The 20,307-nt window shown below is 70.9% G+C and carries 14 protein-coding genes and 1 tRNA gene; 13 read left to right on the top strand and 2 right to left on the bottom strand.

From position 1 onward, the window contains the following. Positions 1-13 precede the first annotated feature (13 nt). The 3 genes from Bra3105_RS15760 to galK all read left to right on the top strand — a co-directional run bounded on the left by Bra3105_RS15760 (position 14) and on the right by galK (position 3,896). Positions 14-1,540, top strand: a complete 1,527-nt coding sequence (locus tag Bra3105_RS15760) for a threonine/serine exporter family protein (protein ID WP_200501888.1) — start codon at positions 14-16, stop codon at positions 1,538-1,540. Next, positions 1,537-2,610, top strand: a complete 1,074-nt coding sequence (locus tag Bra3105_RS15765; protein WP_228357659.1) for a lactonase family protein — start codon at positions 1,537-1,539, stop codon at positions 2,608-2,610. Before Bra3105_RS15760 ends, Bra3105_RS15765 begins: the two co-directional genes overlap by 4 nt. Positions 2,611-2,687: 77 nt before the next feature. Next, positions 2,688-3,896 carry a galactokinase gene (gene galK / locus Bra3105_RS15770; protein WP_200501886.1) on the top strand — a complete coding sequence of 403 codons (1,209 nt, stop codon included), beginning with the start codon at positions 2,688-2,690 and terminating at the stop codon, positions 3,894-3,896. A 3-nt stretch (positions 3,897-3,899) separates the two neighbouring features. On the opposite strand, the gene Bra3105_RS15775 is transcribed toward galK, so the two are convergent. After that, positions 3,900-4,958, bottom strand: coding sequence for an adenosine deaminase (locus Bra3105_RS15775; protein WP_228357660.1), 1,059 nt, complete (start codon positions 4,956-4,958; stop codon positions 3,900-3,902). After that, positions 4,955-6,127, bottom strand: a complete 1,173-nt coding sequence (locus Bra3105_RS15780) for a pyridoxal phosphate-dependent aminotransferase (RefSeq protein ID WP_228359677.1) — start codon at positions 6,125-6,127, stop codon at positions 4,955-4,957. The genes Bra3105_RS15775 and Bra3105_RS15780 overlap by 4 nt, the downstream gene beginning before the upstream one ends. A 348-nt stretch (positions 6,128-6,475) precedes the next feature. Between Bra3105_RS15780 and Bra3105_RS15785 the strand changes: the two genes are divergently transcribed. The 10 genes from Bra3105_RS15785 (at position 6,476) to Bra3105_RS15830 (ending at position 20,141) form a co-directional block, all read left to right on the top strand. Continuing rightward, a tRNA-Trp gene (locus Bra3105_RS15785) sits at positions 6,476-6,548 on the top strand. A 65-nt stretch (positions 6,549-6,613) separates the two neighbouring features. Further along, a complete protein-coding gene (secE, locus tag Bra3105_RS15790) occupies positions 6,614-6,886 on the top strand; it encodes a preprotein translocase subunit SecE (RefSeq protein ID WP_193636171.1) in 273 nt (90 codons plus the stop codon). Between the two features lie 70 nt (positions 6,887-6,956). After that, on the top strand, positions 6,957-7,910 hold the full coding sequence (nusG, locus tag Bra3105_RS15795) for a transcription termination/antitermination protein NusG (protein WP_228357661.1): 954 nt from the start codon (positions 6,957-6,959) through the stop codon (positions 7,908-7,910). Between the two features lie 190 nt (positions 7,911-8,100). Beyond that, positions 8,101-8,532, top strand: a complete 432-nt coding sequence (gene rplK, locus Bra3105_RS15800; RefSeq protein ID WP_152351763.1) for a 50S ribosomal protein L11 — start codon at positions 8,101-8,103, stop codon at positions 8,530-8,532. Between the two features lie 5 nt (positions 8,533-8,537). Continuing rightward, the gene (rplA, locus tag Bra3105_RS15805) at positions 8,538-9,260 is read left to right on the top strand and encodes a 50S ribosomal protein L1 (protein WP_200501882.1); all 723 of its coding nucleotides are present in this window, start codon (positions 8,538-8,540) and stop codon (positions 9,258-9,260) included. 525 nt (positions 9,261-9,785) lie between these two features. Beyond that, entirely contained in the window at positions 9,786-10,301 is a 516-nt protein-coding gene (gene rplJ, locus Bra3105_RS15810; RefSeq protein ID WP_228357662.1) for a 50S ribosomal protein L10, read from the top strand. 158 nt (positions 10,302-10,459) lie between these two features. Next, on the top strand, positions 10,460-10,846 hold the full coding sequence (gene rplL, locus Bra3105_RS15815; protein WP_200501880.1) for a 50S ribosomal protein L7/L12: 387 nt from the start codon (positions 10,460-10,462) through the stop codon (positions 10,844-10,846). Positions 10,847-10,990: 144 nt separating this feature from the next. After that, the gene (locus Bra3105_RS15820; RefSeq protein ID WP_228357663.1) at positions 10,991-12,130 is read left to right on the top strand and encodes a CorA family divalent cation transporter; all 1,140 of its coding nucleotides are present in this window, start codon (positions 10,991-10,993) and stop codon (positions 12,128-12,130) included. 527 nt (positions 12,131-12,657) lie between these two features. Then, on the top strand, positions 12,658-16,146 hold the full coding sequence (gene rpoB, locus Bra3105_RS15825) for a DNA-directed RNA polymerase subunit beta (RefSeq protein WP_228357664.1): 3,489 nt from the start codon (positions 12,658-12,660) through the stop codon (positions 16,144-16,146). A 107-nt stretch (positions 16,147-16,253) separates the two neighbouring features. Continuing rightward, positions 16,254-20,141, top strand: coding sequence for a DNA-directed RNA polymerase subunit beta' (locus Bra3105_RS15830; RefSeq protein WP_228357665.1), 3,888 nt, complete (start codon positions 16,254-16,256; stop codon positions 20,139-20,141). Positions 20,142-20,307 lie beyond the last annotated feature (166 nt).

Here is a 20,307-nt window from a genome sequence, read left to right on the forward strand (position 1 = left end):
CACGATTCGGGCCGTGCCCACCGACATCGTCCGCCTGCACTCCGTCTTCGACCTCGCCATGCGCGTCGGCGAGGGTCTGCTGACCAACGGAGCCGCCGCCTCCGAGGTCACGGCGACCGTGCTGAGGATCATCAGCTCCTCGGGTCTTCGTGACGTCGTGGTGGAGGTCACCTTCAACCAGGTGTCGCTGTCCTACCTCCCCGACGACTACTCGACGCCGTTCACGAGGATCCGCGCGACCGGCAGCCGCGTGCAGGACTTCGCGCGCCTCTCGGCCTTCGAGGAGGTCACCGAGCACTACATCCTGGGCACCGTGAGCCTCGAGGAGGCCCTCGTCCAGGTGCGCTCGATCCCCCAGCAGAGACCGCACTATCCGCGCTGGCTCGCGTTCCTGGGGTTCGCCGTGATGGGCGGTGCGGCGGCCTTCAGCTTCGGCGGGACGATCCTGGTGGTGCTCACCGCCACCCTCGCCAGCGGCGCCCTGGTCGCGCTCACCGAGGTGATGGCGGCGCGCCAGATCCCCATGTTCTTCGGGCAGGCCGCGGGCGGTCTCATCGGCGTGGTCGTGGCCGTGGTGCTGCACGCCCTCGCGCCCGCCCAGAACTCGGCCATCGTCGTGGTGGCCTGCATCATCGTGCTGCTCGCAGGGCTCGCCTCGATCGGGTCCATGCAGGACGCGATCACCGGCTGGTACGTCACCGCCTCGGCCCGCATCCTGGAGACGCTCATGCTCACCGTGGGCATCGTGGTGGGCGTGCGCGCCGGACTCCTGGGTGCCGAGCTGCTCGGCCTCCACATCTCGGTCGAGCCCACAGCCCCCGTGACCCTCGCCTCCCTGGTCGCGGCCGCCGTCTCCGGTGCCGTGATGGGTCTCGGCTTCGCCGTCGGCACCTTCACCCCGGCCCGGGTGCTGGGCTGGATGGCGATGGTCTCCTCGGTGTCGGCCGTGGTCGTCTACCTGCTCACCGAGTTCGTGTTCGACCGCGTCTGGGCCTCGGCGTGCGCGGCGTTCGCGGTCGGCGTGCTCGCCGTGCTCGTGGCCCGACGGGTGCGCGCCCCCGCGCTCGCCCTGATGATGGGCGGCATCATCCCGCTGGTGCCCGGCAGCCGCATCTACCGCGGGCTGCTCGCGCTCAGCGAGGACATCGGCCGCGGCGGCGCCGAGCTGTTCAGCGCGGCGGAGATCGCCGTGGGGATCGCCGCGGGCGCCGTGCTCGGCCAGCTGCTCGCGACCCGCGTGCTGAGCCGTCGCGGCGCGGCGGGCTGGGCGTTCACGCCCGTCGTCGCGACGCCGTTCCAGACGCCCCGCCGTCGCCGCCTCACGCTTCCTCGGCGCCGTCGGCGCGACGCGGGCCGCATCGAACCCTCTACGATGACCGGAGAGATGTCGGCCCTGCCGCCGTCGGTCCTCCACGACCTCCAGCAGGAGCTCGATCTCGATGCTCCCGCAGGGGCCGTGGGCGGCCCTGACGGACACGGCGGATCCGGCACCACCGACGGCGCGCGACGGAGCGACGCCCCCACCCAGGAGGACCGATGACCACCACACTCCTCGCCACGGGCTGCTACTCGACCTCCGGCTCCGGCCGGGGCAGCGGCATCGAGCTGCTGCGATGGTCGCCGGACCCGGGGGCCGACGGGTCGGCCGGGGGCGTCGAGGTGCTCGCCCGTGCCGAGGCGCCCGACCCCTCGTTCGTCATCTGGAGCGAGGACGGCGCGCTGCTGTACGCGGTCACCGAGACCAGCCCCACCCACGTGCTCGCGCTGCGCCCGGGCGAGGATCTCGCCTCCCTCGAGACCATGGCGGACATCACCCTGCGGGGCGAGGGCGGCTGCCATCTCGCCCTCGGGCCCGACGGCCGCACCCTCATCGTCGCCCAGTACGGCTCGGGCAGCGTCGAGACGCTCGCGCTCGACGAGGACGGCGTGCCCGTCTCCCTCATCGACGAGGACGACCACGGCGACTTCGGCGAGGGGCGCACCGCCCATCCCCACCAGGTCGTCCTCCTGCCCGGCACCGATCTCGTGGCCGTGCCCGATCTGGGCCTGGACCGCGTGATGCTCTACCGGCAGGACATCGACGGGCACATCGACCTGGCCGCGGAGATCGCGCTCGAGCGGGGGAGCGGGCCCCGGCACCTCGCAGCCGACCACGAGAGCTCCGAGCTGCACGTCTCCTGCGAGCTCAACGGTCGCATCGCGACCGCCGTGCGCGCCCGGCCGGGCAGCACCGAACGGCAGTTCGTGGGCGACGGCTCCTCGATCGAGGCGAGCTGGAAGGTGTCCTCGAGCGTCCCCTCGAGCAGCGTCGAGGGGGAGAACGCGATCTCCCATCTCGAGCTCACGGACGACGAGCATCATCTGCTCGTCGCCAACCGCGGACCGAACACCCTCAGCGTGCTCGACCGCGGCCAGATCGCCCCGCAGCTGATCGCCGAGACCGGCGTGGGCGCCCACCCGCGCCACTTCACGCAGGCGCAGGGGCATATCCTGGTCGCCGCGCAGGAGGCGGACCGCATCGACGTCCTGCGCTTCGACGGCCGGGACCTGACGATCGCCTCCGATCCGATCCCCTCGCCGTCCGTCAGCTGCATCGCCCCGCGCCCCTGAGCTCCGCCGCTTCCGAGGGCGAATCCAGAGACCGGCCCGCCCGGGCCGCACCCCCGACCAGAAGGAACCGCACCCCCATGTCGAGCGACGCCGTCATCCTCGAGGCCCCCGATCGCGGCGAGGCCGTGGACGCCACCGCCCGCGCCTTCGCCGCCGCCTACGGATACGAGCCCGACGGCGTGTGGTCGGCCCCGGGCCGCGTGAACATCATCGGTGAGCATGTCGACTACCAGGACGGCCTGTGCCTGCCGATGGCGATCTCCCACCGTTGCTTCGTCGCCGCGGCCCGCACGCCCACCGATCTGGTGCGCGTGCGCTCCGCGCAGAGCGACGTCGTCTTCGAGGGGCAGGCCGGGGATCTCGCCCCGGGCGCCGTCGAGGGCTGGCCCGCCTACGTGACCGGCGTGCTCTGGGCCCTGCGCCCCTTCATCAGCGGCGCCGTCCAGCAGGGCGTGGACATCTACCTCGACGGCCACGTGCCCTTCGGGTCCGGACTGTCCTCGAGCGCGTCCGTCGAGTGCGCGACCGCCGAGGCCCTCGAATCGCTCCTGAGCCTGGGCACGACGCCGCTCGAGCGCGTGCGCGCCTGCATCGCCGCGGAGAACGACTTCGTGGGCGCCTCGACCGGCGGCCTCGACCAGTCCGCCTCGGTCCTCGCCCGCGAGGGCCGCGCGCTGCTGCTGGACTGCCGCGACTTCTCGACCACCCCCGTCGCCTGGGATCTCGCCGGCCAGGGCCTCGCCCTGCTCATCACCGACACCCGCGCCGAGCACTCCCACGCCGGAGGCGAGTACGTCGACCGCCGCCGCGACAGCGAGCGCGCGGCGGAGATCCTCGGCGTGGGGACCCTGCGCGAGATCGACCCTGACGGCCTCGACGAGGCCCTGGGCCGGATCGACGACGAGGTGGTCCGCCGCCGCGCCCGCCACGTCATCACGGAGATCCAGCGGGTGCGGGACTTCCACGCGCTGCTCGAGAGCGGGAGCGTCCGCGAGGGCGTCGCGCAGCTGGGCGCACTCCTGAACGCCTCCCACGATTCGCTGCGCGACGACTACGAGGTCACCGTCCCCGCGCTCGACGTCTCCGTGGACGCGGCCCGTGCGGCCGGCGCCCACGGCTCCCGGATGACCGGCGGCGGCTTCGGAGGCTCCACGATCGCCCTCGTGGAGGCGGGCTCGGCCCAGGACGTCGCCCAGGCGATCGCCGACGCCTTCGCCCGCGAGGACCTCGGCTCCCCGGCGTTCTTCCTCGCCCTCCCGGAGGACGGCGCCGGCCAGGACCGCTGAGCCTCAGCCGTGGGAAGGGCCGCTCGGCTCCGCGTGGCCGGTCGGCTCCGCGTCGAGCCACGCCGCGACCCCGGCGAGAAGGCGCTCCCGCGTCGCCGCATCGGCCCGTGAGAGGCGGATCGAGTCGGCCGCGAGGCCCGCGAGCTCCGCGTCCGTGAAGCCGGCCTCCCGGGCGATCTCGTACTGCGCGAGCAGCCGCGAGCCGAACAGCAGCGGGTCGTCGGCGCCGAGCGCGATCCGCGCCCCCGCCTCCCGCAGCCGCCGCAGGGGCACGTCCCCGGCGGAGCGGTACACCCCGAGCGCCGCGTTCGAGGCCGGGCACACCTCGAGTCCGACGCCCTGGTCGGCGAGGCGCGCGAGCAGGCGCGGGTCGTCCGCCGATCGCACCCCGTGCCCGAGCCGGTCGGGATGCAGGTGGTCGACGACCTCGCGCAGATGATCGGGCCCCAGCAGCTCGCCGCCGTGGGGCACCGAGGCCAGTCCTGCCTCGCGGGCGATGCGGAAGGCCGGTGCGAACTCCGAGGTCGCGCCGCGGCGCTCGTCGTTCGAGAGGCCGAAGCCGACCACGCGATCGGCGTTGCGCGCGGCCAGCCGCGCGAGGGTCCGCGCGTCCAGCGGATGGCGCGTGCGGGAGGCGGCGACCACGATCCCGATGCTCAGACCCAGTGTGCGCTCGGTGCGCTCGGCCTCGTCCAGGACGATCTCGAGCGCCGGGGTGATGCCGCCGACGTGCCCCGCGTAGCCCGTGGGATCCACCTGCAGCTCGAGCCGCCCGGAGCCCTCCGCGAGATCGTCCTCGGCGGCCTCGCGCACGATCCGGCGCATCGCCTCCTCGCCGTCGACGACGTGGCGCGCGGCGTCGTACTGGCGCTGGAAGCGGAACCAGCCCCGGCGCGTGGCGTCCACGTGCAGCGCCTCGTCGGCGTGCAGGATCCGCGGCAGGCGGATGCCGCGCTCGGCGGCCATCGCCACGAGCGTGTCCCGGCGCATCGACCCCGTGAAGTGCAGGTGCAGATGCGCCTTGGGGAGGGTGCGGAGATCGCGCCGGCCGGGCGTGCTCACTCGGCGAGCAGTGCGGCCAGGCGCTCCATGCCCTCGGCGAGATCCTCGTCGGCCAGGGCGTAGGAGAAGCGCAGGTGCCCGGGGGCGCCGAAGGCCTCGCCCGGGACGGCGGCGACCTCGGCGTGCTCGAGGATCGCCTCGGCGAGATCGGTGCTGGTCTCCACGCGCGTGCCGCGGATCGTGCGGCCCAGCACAGCGGTCACGTCCGGGAACGCGTAGAAGGCGCCCTCGGGAGTGGGCACGCGGAACCCGTCGATGCTCGAGAGCGCCTCGACGATGGCGCGGCGACGGCGGTCGAAGGCCTCGCGCATCCTCGCCACGTCGTCCATGGGCCCCGTGAGCGCGGCGAGCGCCGCTCGCTGCGCGACGTTGTTGACGTTGCTGGTGAGGTGGGACTGGAGGTTCGAGGCGCCCTTGACGATGTCCTTCGGGCCGATCAGCCACCCCACGCGCCAGCCGGTCATCGCGAAGGTCTTGGCGACGCCGTTGAGGAGCACGGTGGTGTCGGCGAGCTCCGGCACGGCGTCCAGGATCGAGACGAAGGGGACGCCGTCGTAGGTGAGGTGCTGGTAGATCTCGTCGGAGATCACCCAGATCCCGTGCTCGAGCGCCCAGCGGCCGATCTCCTCGAGCTGCGCGCGGCTCATCACGGAGCCCGTCGGGTTCGAGGGGGAGCACAGCAGGATCGCGCGGGTCGCGGGGGTGCGGGCGGCCTCGAGCTGCGCGAGGGTGGGCAGGTAGTCCTGGTCCGCGCCGGAGAGCACCTCGACCTCGCGCGCCCCGGCGAGGCGGATCGCCTCGGGGTACGTGGTCCAGAAGGGCGCGGGCAGGATGACCTCGTCGCCCGGGTCCAGCAGGCTCGCGAACGCCTCGTAGACGGCCTGCTTGCCGCCGTTGGTGACGAGCACCTGGGCGGGGTCGACCTCGATGCCGTCGGTGCGCAGCGTGGCCTCGGCGATCGCCTGGCGCAGCTCGGGCAGGCCCGCGGCGGGGCTGTAGCGGTGGTTGCGCGGGTCGGCGGCGGCATCCTGGGCGGCGGCGACGACGTGCGCGGGGGTCGGGAAGTCCGGCTCGCCCGCGCCGAAGCCGATGACCGGCCGCCCGGCCGCCTTCAGCGCCTTCGCCTTCGCGTCCACCGCGAGGGTCGCGGACTCGGCGATCGCCCCGATGCGCGCGGAGAGGCGTCGCGCGGCGGATCCGTGCCCGGGCCGGACGGGGGCCGACGGCGAGGCGGTGGGGGCGGGCTGGGAAGCTGCGGAGGGCGTGTTCTCGTTCACCCTCCACATCCTGGCAGAGCGCAGGTGAACGTGCCAGATCGGGCGCCGACGCGGACCCCGTCGTTCGCTCTCCCCGGCCGCGGCGCGCGCCCGTGCTGGTCCGCGGTGTGATCCGGGACGCGGGGGATTCGCCCGTGCGCCGGGTCATGGGTATGCTGTTCGTCGGTCCTCACGGCCCGGCGGACTCGCGCCGCCCGGAACCACCCCGCGGGGGAGGACCTCGCAGGAGAGATCCTGCGAAGGGCAGTGGCGCAATTGGTAGCGCAGCGGTCTCCAAAACCGCAGGTTGCAGGTTCGAGTCCTGTCTGCCCTGCTCGTCCGATCGGACCAGACGTCCGGACGGACGCGGATGCACCCGACGAGATCGGACAGACCAGAGTGAGCTCCAGCCACACCTCCCCGGCGACTCCCCACGAGGGGCGTCGCAAGGACGACGGGTCCAGGAACCCGTTCGTGGCGATCGGCCTGTTCGTCCGCCAGGTCATCGCTGAGCTCAAGAAGGTCGTCATCCCGACGCGCAAGGAGCTCGCCGTGTACGCGGTGACCGTCCTCATGTTCGTCTTCGTGATGATCCTTCTGGTGTTCGGCCTCGATTTCGTCTTCGGCTGGCTGTCCCGGATCACCTTCGTGGTCCCCGACTCCGGGCTCTGAGTCCGCGCCGAGCGCGTGCGGGGCCGAAGCGCCCGACCCGATCCACAGCCGGTAGGAAAGCAGGTTCACGGTGGCGAACGACCAGTCCGACTCCTTCGAGGACACCTACGAGGGCGTCGACTCCTCTCTCGCGTTCTCCGCGTCCCCCGAGTCCGGCCGTCCCGATGACTCCGCGACCCCCGAGGCCGCCGACGGCGAGGACGCCGCCGCATCCGCCGAGGGCGAGCAGAGCACCGAGGACGCCGGCGCCGAGAGCGCTGCCGACGAGGCTCCGGCCGACGGGACCGCGGACGACGAGACTTCCTCGGACGACGAGACCTCCTCCGACGACGAGGCCTCGTCCGAGGACGCGTCCGCTCCCGCCGCGGCCGACGCCGCCGAGGGCACGGAGGACTCCGACGAGGGCCCCAGCGCCGAGGAGCAGATCGCCGCGCTCAAGCGCCAGCTGCGCTCCGCCCTGGGCGAGTGGTACGTCGTCCACTCCTACTCCGGTCACGAGAACCGTGTGAAGACGCAGCTCACGACCCGCATCGAGACCCAGAACATGGAGGACTTCATCTTCCAGATCGAGGTCCCCATGGAGGATGCGACCGAGATCAAGAACGGCCAGAAGAAGGTCGTCCGCCGCGTGCGGGTCCCCGGGTACGTGCTCGTGCGCATGGACCTGACCGACGAGTCCTGGCGGGTCGTGCGCGACACCCCCGGAGTCACCGGCTTCGTGGGCAACGCGACCGACCCGACCCCGCTGACCTTCGACGAGATCTTCTCGCTGCTCGAGCCCAGCATCGGCCTGCCCGAGAAGAAGCGCGCCCCCTCCGCGGGCGGCTCCTCGCGCGCCGCCGCGCAGAAGGTCCCCGCCTTCGCCGTCGGCGAGTCCGTGACCGTCATGGACGGTCCGTTCGAGACCATGCCCGCCACGATCTCCGAGATCGACGGCGAGCACCAGAAGCTCCAGGTCCTCGTGTCCATCTTCGGACGCGAGACCCCGGTGGAGCTGGCCTTCGACCAGGTCGCCAAGATCTGATCCGAGTCCGGCTCGGCGCAGCCCCTCGAGCCCCGCGCTCGAGTCACGCGCCATCGGCGTCCTGACCCGTCGGGACGCCGCAGGCAGCCCGGTCCGCCGGGATGCCGCCGGCCCCCGGCCCGTCCGGGGAGCCGCAGGTGGGAGGAGCTTGATGAGCTCCGCCCGGACCACGACCACAGAAGGAAGAGCAATGGCTCCCAAGAAGAAGATCGCGAGCATCATCAAGCTCCAGATCCAGGCCGGCCAGGCCACCCCTGCGCCGCCCGTGGGTCCCGCGCTCGGCGCTGCCGGCGTGAACATGATGGAGTTCGTCAAGGCGTACAACGACCGGACGGCCGACCAGCGCGGCAACATCATCCCGGTCGAGATCACCGTGTACGAGGACCGCTCGTTCACGTTCGTGACCAAGACGCCGCCGGCCGCCGAGCTGATCAAGAAGGCCGCCGGTCTGCAGAAGGGCTCTGCGACCCCGCACACCGACAAGGTCGGCAAGATCTCGATGGACCAGGTCCGCGAGATCGCGGAGACGAAGATGCCGGACCTGAACGCGAACGACATCGACGCGGCCGCGAAGATCGTGGCCGGGACCGCTCGGTCCATGGGCATCACGGTGGAGGGCTGATCACGATGGCATTCAAGAGCAAGTCGTACAAGGACGCAGCGGCCAAGATCGACGAGGGCCGCTTCTACTCGCCGCTGGACGCGATCCGTCTGGCGCAGAAGACCTCCCCGGCGAAGTTCGACGCCTCCGTCGAGGTCGCCATGCGCCTGGGTGTGGATCCCCGCCAGGCCGACCAGATGGTGCGCGGCACCGTCAACCTGCCCAACGGCACCGGCAAGACCGCCCGCGTGATCGTCTTCGCGACGGGCGCGCAGGCCGAGGCCGCTCTGGCAGCGGGCGCCGATGAGGTCGGCGACGACGACCTCGTCGAGAAGGTCGCCGGCGGCTGGACCGATTTCGACGCGGCCGTGGCCACGCCGAATCTCATGGGCAAGGTGGGCAAGCTGGGCCGCGTGCTCGGCCCCCGCGGCCTCATGCCGAACCCGAAGACCGGCACCGTCACGATGGACACCGCCAAGGCCGTGTCCGACATCAAGGGCGGCAAGATCGAGTTCCGCGTGGACCGTGCGGCGAACCTGCACTTCATCATCGGGAAGGTCTCCTTCTCCGATGCGCAGCTCACCGAGAACTACGTGGCAGCGCTCGAGGAGATCCTGCGACTGAAGCCGTCCTCCTCGAAGGGCCGCTACATCAGCAAGATCACCGTGTCCACCACCATGGGCCCGGGCGTCCCGGTCGACGTGAACCGCACGCGCAACCTCACCGAGGACACCGACGAGGCCGCCTGAGCCCCGTCGTCCCTCGACGCCGTCCCGCACCGGGCCCTGAGCCCGCGCGGGACGCGCCCCGAAGCCCCCGCACCGATCCGTCGGCGCGGGGGCTTCCGCGTGCCGGGGCGAGCTCGGGCGGAAAGGGGCAGGGCAGGGAGGAGCACGGCGGGCAGCGCCGCGGATGTGAGCGAGGTCGCCGCCCACCGGATGGCGCCGCCGCACGCGACTCGGCTACCCTGGGACTACCGAAGACCGCCGGTCGTCGTGCCCGCCACCGGGCTCGACCGAAGGAATCCCCACGGGGACGGCCTGCGCAGGTGAACCGAACGACCGCTGCACGGTCGCTCGCGCCCCGGGAGACCGGGTGCGGCAGCGGAGGATCCCAATCCTCCCGCAGGCCGCGCTGTGCGAGCCGAGTGCGTCCGGGCCTCGACACCTGCGTGTCGAGGCCTTTTCCGTGTCCGCTGCAGATCGGTCCGCCCCCGGGCGGACCCGTCGGGCGGGCCCTTCAGCCGTCGGCCCGAGACCTCTGGAAGGAGGGCCATGGCGAAGCCCGAGAAGGTGGACGCCGTCGCCGAGCTCACGCAGCTGTTCCGTGAGTCCGACGCCGCCGTTCTCACCGAGTATCGCGGCCTCAGCGTCACGCAGCTCCAGCAGCTGCGCCGCTCGCTGGGTGCTGACACCACCTACGCCGTGGTGAAGAACACGCTCACGGAGATCGCCGCCCGCGAGGCCGGCATCGACGCGTTCGAGGGCAAGCTGGCCGGCCCCACCGCCATCGCCTTCATCAAGGGTGAGCCGGTCGCTCCGGCCAAGGCCCTGCGTGACTTCGCCAAGGGCAACGAGAATCTCATCGTCAAGTCCGGTTACTTCGAGGGCAAGGCCCTCTCGGAGGACGACGTGAAGACCCTCGCGGACCTCGAGTCCCGCGAGGTGCTGCTGGCCAAGGCAGCAGGCGCCTTCAAGGCGAACCTGTCCAAGGCCGCTGCTGTGTTCCAGGCGCCGCTGTCGAAGGCGGCGCGCACTGTGGACGCGCTGCGTGCGAAGCAGGAGGCCTGAGCCCCACGGCTCATGCCCTCGGCATCGCACACCTCAGCGCGTCGGCGCTGACCTCGACCTCCCGTCGGCCGCATCGGCGGAGGTCCGCTTGACCAGGCGCGAGAGCGCCGCCCCACGCACGGAGCCCCACGGCTCCTGAACAGGAAGGAACGCCCATCATGGCGAAGCTCAGCAACGACGAGCTCATCGAGGCTTTCAAGGAGATGTCCCTCATCGAGCTCTCCGAGTTCGTGAAGCAGTTCGAGGAGATCTTCGACGTCACCGCCGCGGCCCCCGTGGCCGTCGCCGCCGCCGGCGGCGCCGCCGGTGGCGACGCCCCCGCCGAGGAGGAGAAGGACGAGTTCGACGTCATCCTCGAGGGCGCCGGCTCCGCGAAGATCGCCGTCATCAAGGAGGTGCGCGCTCTGACCGGTCTCGGCCTGAAGGAGGCCAAGGACCTCGTCGACGGCGCCCCCAAGCCGGTTCTCGAGAAGGCGACCAAGGACGCCGCCGAGAAGGCCAAGGAGCAGCTCGAGGGCGCTGGCGCCTCCGTCACCGTCAAGTGATGACGGCGCCCGGGCGCTCGACCCCGGAGACGGACTGAGTCCGGATCCTCGTCCTGACGCCCACGGCGCACATCTGCTGGCAAGGGCCGTCCCGCTTCGGCGGGGCGGCCCTTGCGCATGCCCGGACGCGGGCAGGATGGGCCCATGACCACCGTGCGCTGCCTGTCCCTGTCCGGCACGACCGACGACGGGTGGTCCCTGTCCGAGGTCGAGGTCCCGCTGGAGGACCTCCGCTCGCGCCTCTCGCGGAGGGGCGGTCCGACCCTCTGGCTCGACCTCGTGCAGGACGACGGCCCCGACGGGGGAGACGTGGCCGAGGTCGCCGAGGCCCTGGGCCTGCGCGGCACCGAGATCGAGGGCATCCTCGGTCGGCATGCACGGGCCAAGGCCGTGCACCGCACGGATCATCTCGCCTTCGTCGTGTATGCGCCCGTCCCCGTCGGCGAGGCCGTCCGCGCCGCCCGCGGAGAGGACCCGGAGGCGCCCAAGGAGGACGCGCCCCAGCCGCGGCGAGGGGAGGACCAGTTCCGCGCGACGCGGATCGCCGGATTCGTGCATCCCGGGGGAGTGGTCACCGTCCGCTCCGACGACGCCTTCGACCTCGCCCCCGTGCGCGAGGACTGGGCCCATGACGAAGGGGCGCCGCTGGGCGCCTCGGGCCTCGCCCACCTCGTGCTCGACGCGGTGGTCGATGCGCAGTTCTGGGCGGCGCAGTGGATGGACGACCGTCTGGACGACCTGGAGGACGACGTCTTCGAGGCGGCGGGCCGGAGCGCGGGGATCGAGAACGTCGCCGCGGCGCTGCGGGGAGAGCTGACGCGCCTGCGGCGATGGATCCAGCCGATGGCGTCGGTGATCGACCGCCTGCGACCCGGGACGGACGACGGGCGGGGGAGCGCGGACACCGCGCACGGCGCCGCGCAGGCCTCGTCGTCCGATCGGCCCGAGGGCCTCGACGGGACCCTCGAGCTGCGCTCGCTCCACGCGGAGCTCGCGGACCACGCGGCGCGCACCGAGGAATGGCTCGACTCGCAGCACGAGACCCTCACCTCGGTCGTCCAGACCCATCTCGCGCTCCAGGACCAGCACCTCAACGTGGTGATGCGCAAGCTCGCCGGCTGGGCCGCGGTGGTGTCGATCCCCACGCTGGTCACGGGATGGTTCGGGATCAACGTGCCCTACCCGGGCTTCGGGTCGCCGGTGGGGCTCGCGATCGCGGCCGTGCTCGTGCTGGTGCCCACGCTCGCGGTCGGGATCCTCATGCGCCGCGCCCGCTGGATCTGAGCGCGAGGGCCCCGCGCGACCGCGCCGCAGCGCGCGCGGCTGTGACGCGGCACCCGCTCCCGCCGGGGCCGACGCAGCTGTGCATCCTGCGCGCCTGCTTGACTCGCGGGCGAGCACGGCGCATTCTGTTCCCTGATCGAGAGCTGTTCCTGTCGACTGCTCCCGTCGGCGATACCGCACCGATGGTGCGACGTGAGAGGCCGGGCCCCGTGCCCGCCCCGCCGCTGGGGCCCGACGCTGCGAGGCGCCGGGTGACGAGAACCAGACAGGAGGCTCCGCCCTCCGCGCCAGGCATATGGCGGTCGACGCGGATGGACCCTCCGCGCTCGCGGTGTTGCGTCCATCCGTGATCTTCTGTATGCTCTCTCTTTGCGCTGTGTCGTCTTCGATCGTCAGCCCGCCGAACCCCCTGGAGCCCCTGCGGGCACCGCTGGGTCCATGCGAGGCGCAGAGCCGCTGACCCTCTGCTCGACCTGGGAGGACGCCGCCGCGCGGTCCACTGTCACCGGCCTGTGGAAGGACCACCCTTGGCTGCCTCGAGCACCGATCGAACCCCTGACATCGCCCTGCGCACGGCGTCGCCGCGCGTCACCTTCGCCAAGCTCGGCGATCCGCTCCAGGTCCCCGACCTGCTGAGCCTCCAGACCACCTCCTTCGACTGGCTGCTCGGCAACGAGCGCTGGCAGGAGCGCGCCGCCGAGGCGGCGTCAGCGGGACGCGAGGACGTCCCGCAGACCTCCGGTCTGTCCGACATCTTCGAGGAGATCTCCCCGATCGAGGACTTCGCCGGCAACATGGCGCTGTCCTTCCGCGACCACACCTTCGACGACCCGAAGTACACGGTCGAGGAGTGCAAGGAGAAGGACCTCACCTACTCCGCTCCGCTGTACGTGATCGCCGAGTTCATGAACAACGAGACCGGCGAGATCAAGACCCAGACGGTCTTCATGGGTGACTTCCCGCTCATGACCGACAAGGGCACCTTCATCATCAACGGCACCGAGCGCGTGGTCGTCTCGCAGCTCGTGCGCTCGCCCGGCGTCTACTTCGACGAGAGCGTCGACAAGACCAGCGACAAGCACATCTTCGGCGCGAAGATGATCCCCTCGCGCGGCGCCTGGCTCGAGTTCGAGGTCGACAAGCGAGATCAGGTCGGCGTGCGCATCGACCGCAAGCGCAAGCAGTCCGTGACGACGCTGCTGCAGGCGCTCGGCATGTCCCAGAGCGAGATCCTCGACGAGTTCGGCGAGTTCGAGTCCATGCGCTCGACCCTCGAGAAGGACCGCACGACCTCGCAGGATGAGGCCCTGCTGGACATCTACCGCAAGCAGCGCCCGGGCGAGCCGCCCACGCGCGACGCCGGCGAGGCGATGCTCAACAACCTCTACTTCAACGACAAGCGCTACGACCTCGCGAAGGTCGGCCGCTACAAGATCGGCAAGAAGCTCGGCGTCGAGGCCCCGCTCTCGCAGTCCACACTGACCCTCGAGGACATCGTCGCGACCATCAAGTACCTGGTGACGCTGCACGACGGCCTCGCCGAGACCACGAGCGCCGACGGCAAGACCCTCCGGGTCGAGACCGACGACATCGACCACTTCGGCAACCGTCGCATCCGCGCGGTGGGCGAGCTGATCCAGAACCAGGTCCGCACCGGCCTCTCGCGCATGGAGCGCGTCGTGCGCGAGCGCATGACCACGCAGGACGTCGAGGCGATCACCCCGCTGACCCTGATCAACATCCGCCCGGTGACGGCGGCGATCAAGGAGTTCTTCGGCACCTCGCAGCTCTCGCAGTTCATGGACCAGAACAACCCGCTGTCGGGCCTGACCCACAAGCGCCGTCTCTCGGCGCTGGGCCCGGGCGGCCTCTCGCGCGACCGCGCGGGCATGGAGGTCCGCGACGTCCACCCGAGCCACTACGGCCGCATGTGCCCGATCGAGACCCCTGAGGGCCCGAACATCGGCCTCATCGGCTCGCTCGCGACCTTCGCGCGCATCAACCCGTTCGGCTTCGTCGAGACCCCGTACCGCAAGGTCACGAAGGGCGAGGTCACCGACGAGATCGTCTACCTGACGGCCGACGACGAGGACCGCCACGTCATCGCGCAGGCCAACGCCCCGCTGAACGAGGACGGCACCTTCGTCGAGGAGACCGTGCTCTCGCGCCTCACCGGCGGCGAGCCCGAGCTCGTCCCCGCCGACGAGGTGGACTACATGGACGTCTCGGCCCGCCAGATGGTGTCGGTCGCGACCGCCATGATCCCGTTCCTCGAGCACGACGACGCGAACCGCGCCCTCATGGGCTCGAACATGCAGCGCCAGGCCGTGCCGCTCATGCGCACGGAGATGCCGCTGGTCGGCACCGGCATGGAGCGTCGCGCCGCGGTCGACGCGGGCGATGTGATCGTCGCCGAGAAGCCCGGTGTGATCGAGGACCTCTCGGCCGACCTCATCTCGGTCATGGCCGACGACGGCACCCGTCAGACCTACCCGATCGGGAAGTTCGACCGCTCCAACGCGGGCAACTGCTACAACCACCGCGTGCTGTGGAACGAGGGCGACCGCGTCGAGGCCGGCTCGGTCCTGGCCGACGGCCCGTCGACGGAGGAGGGCGAGCTCGCGCTCGGCAAGAACCTCCTGGTCGCGTTCATGTCGTGGGAGGGCCACAACTACGAGGACGGCATCATCCTGTCCTCGCGCATGGTCCAGGACGACGTCCTCACCTCGATCCACATCGAGGAGCACGAGGTCGACGCCCGCGACACCAAGCTCGGCCGCGAGGAGATCACCCGCGACATCCCCAACGTCGGCGACGACGTCCTGGCGGACCTCGACGAGCGCGGCATCATCCGCATCGGCGCCGAGGTCGAGGCCGGGGACATCCTGGTCGGCAAGGTGACCCCGAAGGGCGAGACCGAGCTGACCCCCGAGGAGCGCCTGCTGCGCGCGATCTTCGGCGAGAAGGCCCGCGAGGTGCGCGATACCTCGCTGCGCGTCCCCCACGGCGAGTCCGGCACCGTCATCGGCGTCCGGGTGTTCACCGAGGAGGACGAGTCCGAGATCCTGCCCACCGGCGTCAACGAGATGGTCCGCGTGTACGTGGCCCAGAAGCGCAAGATCACCGACGGCGACAAGCTCTCCGGCCGCCACGGCAACAAGGGCGTCATCGCCAAGATCCTGCCCGTGGAGGACATGCCCTTCCTCGAGGACGGCACCCCGGTCGACATCATCCTCAACCCGATGGGCGTGCCCGGTCGCATGAACATCGGCCAGGTGATGGAGGTCCACCTGGGGTGGGTCGCGAAGAACGGCTGGTCGCTGGACCCGAAGTCCGACGCCGCCAAGGACCTGCCCGACGCGGCGCTGACCGGCGAGCCGGGCACCCCCGTCGCCGTGCCGGTGTTCGACGGCCTGTCCGGCACCGAGCTCGAGGGCCTGATCGCGAACCACACCCCGAACCGGGACGGCGAGCGGATGGTCAAGGAGGACGGCAAGGCGCAGCTGTTCGACGGCCGCTCCGGCGAGCCGTTCCCGAAGCCGATCTCCGTGGGCTACATGTACATCCTGAAGCTCCACCACCTGGTCGACGACAAGCTGCACGCCCGTTCGACCGGCCCCTACTCGATGATCACGCAGCAGCCGCTGGGCGGTAAGGCCCAGTTCGGCGGCCAGCGCTTCGGCGAGATGGAGGTCTGGGCGATGGAGGCGTACGGCGCCGCCTACGCCCTCCAGGAGCTCCTGACCATCAAGTCGGACGACATCCCCGGCCGTGTGAAGGTCTACGAGTCCATCGTCAAGGGCGAGAACGTCCCCGAGCCGGGCATCCCGGAGTCCTTCCGCGTGCTCCTCAAGGAGATGCAGTCCCTGTGCCTGAACGTGGAGGTGCTGTCCAGCGACGGCACCGCCCAGGAGGTGCAGGAGAACGACGAGGAGGTGTTCCGGGCCGCGGAGGAGCTCGGCATCGACCTGTCCCGCCGTCCCCACGAGGGCGTCGGCTCCATCGAAGAGGTCTGAGGCCCGAGCCCGGGGGAGCGCGGCCGCACAGGCCGCCCCCCCCCGGGCCCGCCCCCGACCCTCAGACAGCGATTCGACCCGACTTCAGATTCGAGAGAAGGACACCTGTGCTCGACGTCAACACCTTCGACGAGCTGCGCATCGGCCTCGCGACCGCGGACGATATCCGCACCTGGTCCCATGGCGAGGTCAAGAAGCCCGAGACCATCAACTACCGCACCCTCAAGCCCGAGATGGACGGCCTGTTCTGCGAGCGCATCTTCGGTCCCACCCGGGACTGGGAGTGCTACTGCGGGAAGTACAAGCGCGTCCGCTTCAAGGGCATCGTCTGCGAGCGCTGCGGCGTGGAGGTCACCAAGTCCTCCGTGCGCCGTGAGCGCATGGGCCACGTGGAGCTCGCCGCCCCGGTGACCCACATCTGGTACTTCAAGGGCGTGCCGAGCCGCCTCGGCTACCTGCTGGACCTGGCCCCCAAGGACCTCGAGAAGGTCATCTACTTCGCCGCGTACATGATCACCGCGGTCGACGAGGATGCCCGCCACGAGGACCTGCCCGATCTGCAGGCCCGCTACGACCTCGAGGTCAAGGAGCTCGAGAACGAGCGCGACGCGGCCATCAACGACCGCGCCGTCTCCGCCGAGCAGGACCTCGCCAAGCTCGAGGAGGAGGGTGCCAAGGCCGACGCGAAGCGCAAGGTCCGCGACTCCTCCGAGCGCGAGCAGGCGCAGATCCGCAAGAAGTACGACGCCGAGATCGCCCGCGTCACCGCGATCTGGGACCGCTTCAAGAGCCTCAAGGTCGCCGACCTCGAGGGCGACGAGCAGCTGTACCGCGCCATGAAGCTGCGCTACGGCACGTACTTCGAAGGCGGCATGGGCGCCGAGGCGATCCAGCAGCGTCTGCGCGACTTCGACCTCGAGGCCGAGGCCGCCACCCTGCGCGAGGTCATCGCCACCGGCAAGGGCCAGAAGAAGGCCCGCGCGCTCAAGCGCCTCAAGGTCGTCACCGCGTTCCGGTCCACCACCAACTCGCCCGAGGGCATGGTGCTCGACTGCGTCCCGGTGATCCCCCCGGATCTGCGTCCGATGGTGCAGCTGGACGGCGGCCGCTTCGCGACCTCCGACCTCAACGACCTGTACCGCCGCGTGATCAACCGCAACAACCGCCTCAAGCGGCTGCTCGATCTCGGTGCGCCCGAGATCATCGTGAACAACGAGAAGCGCATGCTGCAGGAGTCCGTCGACTCGCTGTTCGACAACGGCCGCCGCGGGCGTCCGGTGACCGGCCCGGGCAACCGTCCGCTGAAGTCGCTCTCCGACATGCTCAAGGGCAAGCAGGGCCGCTTCCGCCAGAACCTGCTGGGCAAGCGCGTGGACTACTCGGGCCGCTCGGTCATCGTGAACGGTCCGCAGCTCCACCTGCACCAGTGCGGTCTGCCCAAGGGCATGGCGCTCGAGCTGTTCAAGCCCTTCGTCATGAAGCGGCTCGTGGACCTCTCCCACGCGCAGAACGTGAAGGCCGCCAAGCGGATGGTCGAGCGTGCGCGCCCCGAGGTCTGGGACGTGCTCGAGGAGGTCATCACCGAGCACCCGGTGCTGCTGAACCGTGCGCCCACCCTGCACCGTCTGGGCATCCAGGCCTTCGAGCCGCAGCTCGTCGAGGGCAAGGCCATCCACCTGCACCCGCTCGTGTGCGCCGCCTTCAACGCGGACTTCGACGGCGACCAGATGGCGGTCCACCTGCCCCTGAGCGCCGAGGCGCAGGCCGAGGCCCGCATCCTCATGCTCTCGAGCAACAACATCCTCAAGCCGTCGGACGGCCGTCCGGTGACCATGCCCGCGCAGGACATGATCATCGGTCTGTACCACCTCACGACGGTCCGCGAGGACGCGAAGGGCGCCGGCCGCAGCTTCTCCTCGATCGCCGAGGCGATCATGGCGAACGACGCCGGCGACCTCGAGCTCAACGCCCCGGTGCGCATCCGCTTCGAGGACGTCGTGCCGCCGCGCGGCTGGGAGGCCCCCGAGGACTGGACCGAGGGTGACCCGATCACGCTCGAGACCACGCTCGGCACGGTCTACTTCAACGAGACCCTGCCCGTGGACTTCCCCTACGTGGAGGGCCAGGTCGGCAAGAAGCGCCTGGGCGGGATCGTCAACGAGCTCGCCGAGCGCTACGAGAAGGGGCAGGTCGCCGCGTCGCTCGACGCGCTCAAGTCCTACGGCTTCTCGTGGTCGACCCGCAGCGGCGTCTCCTTCGCCTTCTCCGACGTCATCGCGCCGGAGGACAAGCAGGAGATCCTCTCGAAGTACGAGGACCAGGCCGCCCGCATCCAGGAGAACCGCGACCTCGGTCTGGTCTCCGAGGCGGAGCGCAACGCCGAGCTGATCGACGTCTGGTCCAAGGCGACCAACGAGGTCGACGCCTCCATGCAGAAGAACTTCGAGGAGACCCCGACCAACTCCATCTACCGGATGGTGAACTCGGGCGCTCGAGGCAACTGGATGCAGATCCGCCAGATCGCCGGCATGCGCGGCCTGGTGACGAACCCGAAGGGCGAGATCATCCCGCGCCCGATCCTCTCCAACTACAAGGAGGGGCTCTCGGTCCTGGAGTACTTCATCGCCTCGCACGGCTCGCGCAAGGGCCTCGCGGACACGGCGCTGAAGACCGCCCAGTCGGGCTACCTCACGCGTCGTCTGGTCGACGTCTCGCAGGACGTCATCGTCCGCGAGTCCGACTGCGGCACGTCCAAGGGCCTGACCCTGCAGATCGCCGCGGAGGAGGCCGGTGCGCTGGTCCCCGACGAGAACATCGAGACCACGGCGTACGGGCGGACCCTGGCGACCGCGGCCCTCGACCCCGAGGGCAACGAGGTCGCTCCGGCGGGCTCCGACGTGGGCGACGTGCTCATCGACCAGCTGGTCGCCGCGGGCGTCCGCGAGATCAAGGTGCGCTCCGTGCTCACCTGCGACTCCGCCGTCGGCACCTGCGCCCTGTGCTACGGCCGCTCGCTCGCGACCGGCCAGCTCGTGGACATCGGCGAGGCCGTCGGCATCGTCGCGGCCCAGTCGATCGGCGAGCCCGGCACGCAGCTGACCATGCGCACCTTCCACACCGGTGGTGTGGCCAGCGCCGACGGCGACATCACGCACGGTCTTCCGCGTGTGCAGGAGCTGTTCGAGGCCCGCACCCCGGCCGGCTTCGCGCCGATCACCGAGTCCGCGGGCCGCGTGGAGATCGAGGAGAACGAGAAGCAGCGTCGTCTGACGGTCACCCCCGACGACGGCACCGACCCGGTCACCTACAACGTGCCGCGCCGCGTCAGCCTGCTGGTCGCCGACGGCGACCACGTCGAGGTCGGCCAGCAGCTCTCCCAGGGCTCGGTCGATCCCAAGCAGGTGCTGCGCATCCTCGGCCCCCGTGCGGTGCAGAAGCACCTCGTGGACGAGGTCCAGAAGGTGTACATCAGCCAGGGCGTGGACATCCACGCCAAGCACATCGAGGTCATCGTGCGCCAGATGCTGCGTCGCGTGACGATCATCGAGTCGGGCGACACGGATCTGCTGCCCGGCGACTTCGCGGACCGCATCACCTTCGAGCGCGAGAACCGTCGTGTGCTCTCCGAGGGCGGGCAGCCGGCATCCGGCCGTCCCGAGCTCATGGGCATCACGAAGGCCTCCCTCGCGACGGACTCGTGGCTCTCGGCCGCCTCCTTCCAGGAGACGACCCGCGTGCTCACCGAGGCCGCCCTGAACCGCAAGAGCGACCAGCTCATGGGGCTCAAGGAGAACGTGATCATCGGCAAGCTGATCCCCGCCGGCACCGGGCTTCCCCGGTTCCGTCGGATCTCGGTCGAGCCGACGGACGAGGCGAAGGCGCAGATGTACCAGGTGCCGGGCTACGACGAGCTGGACTTCTCCGGCTACGGCGCGGGCGCGGTCAACCTCGACGACATCGACTACTCGGATCCCTTCCGCAGCGACTTCCGCTGAGGAAGCCCGGTCGGGTCGACGCGCTGATCGCGCCGTCGGCCCGCCGGTCCCGAGACCACCGCAGGGCGGTCCCACCACACGGTGGGGCCGCCCTGCGGCGTGTCACGGGGAGGTGGCTCGGCGTGCCCGCCACAGCCCGCCCCGCCGCGCCCCGCCCCGCCCGTCG

This window comes from Brachybacterium halotolerans subsp. kimchii (genome assembly GCF_020792675.1).
GTDB classification, from domain to species: domain Bacteria; phylum Actinomycetota; class Actinomycetes; order Actinomycetales; family Dermabacteraceae; genus Brachybacterium; species Brachybacterium halotolerans.

What these genes read in the sequence shown, in the direction of transcription:
- Bra3105_RS15765 (WP_228357659.1), top strand. Translation starts at nt 1,537, where the DNA reads ATGACCACCACACTCCTCGCCACGGGCTGCTACTCGACCTCCGGCTCC.
- galK (WP_200501886.1), top strand. Translation starts at nt 2,688, where the DNA reads ATGTCGAGCGACGCCGTCATCCTCGAGGCCCCCGATCGCGGCGAGGCC.
- rplK (WP_152351763.1), top strand. Translation starts at nt 8,101, where the DNA reads ATGGCTCCCAAGAAGAAGATCGCGAGCATCATCAAGCTCCAGATCCAG.
- rplA (WP_200501882.1), top strand. Translation starts at nt 8,538, where the DNA reads ATGGCATTCAAGAGCAAGTCGTACAAGGACGCAGCGGCCAAGATCGAC.
- rplJ (WP_228357662.1), top strand. Translation starts at nt 9,786, where the DNA reads ATGGCGAAGCCCGAGAAGGTGGACGCCGTCGCCGAGCTCACGCAGCTG.
- rplL (WP_200501880.1), top strand. Translation starts at nt 10,460, where the DNA reads ATGGCGAAGCTCAGCAACGACGAGCTCATCGAGGCTTTCAAGGAGATG.
- Bra3105_RS15820 (WP_228357663.1), top strand. Translation starts at nt 10,991, where the DNA reads ATGACCACCGTGCGCTGCCTGTCCCTGTCCGGCACGACCGACGACGGG.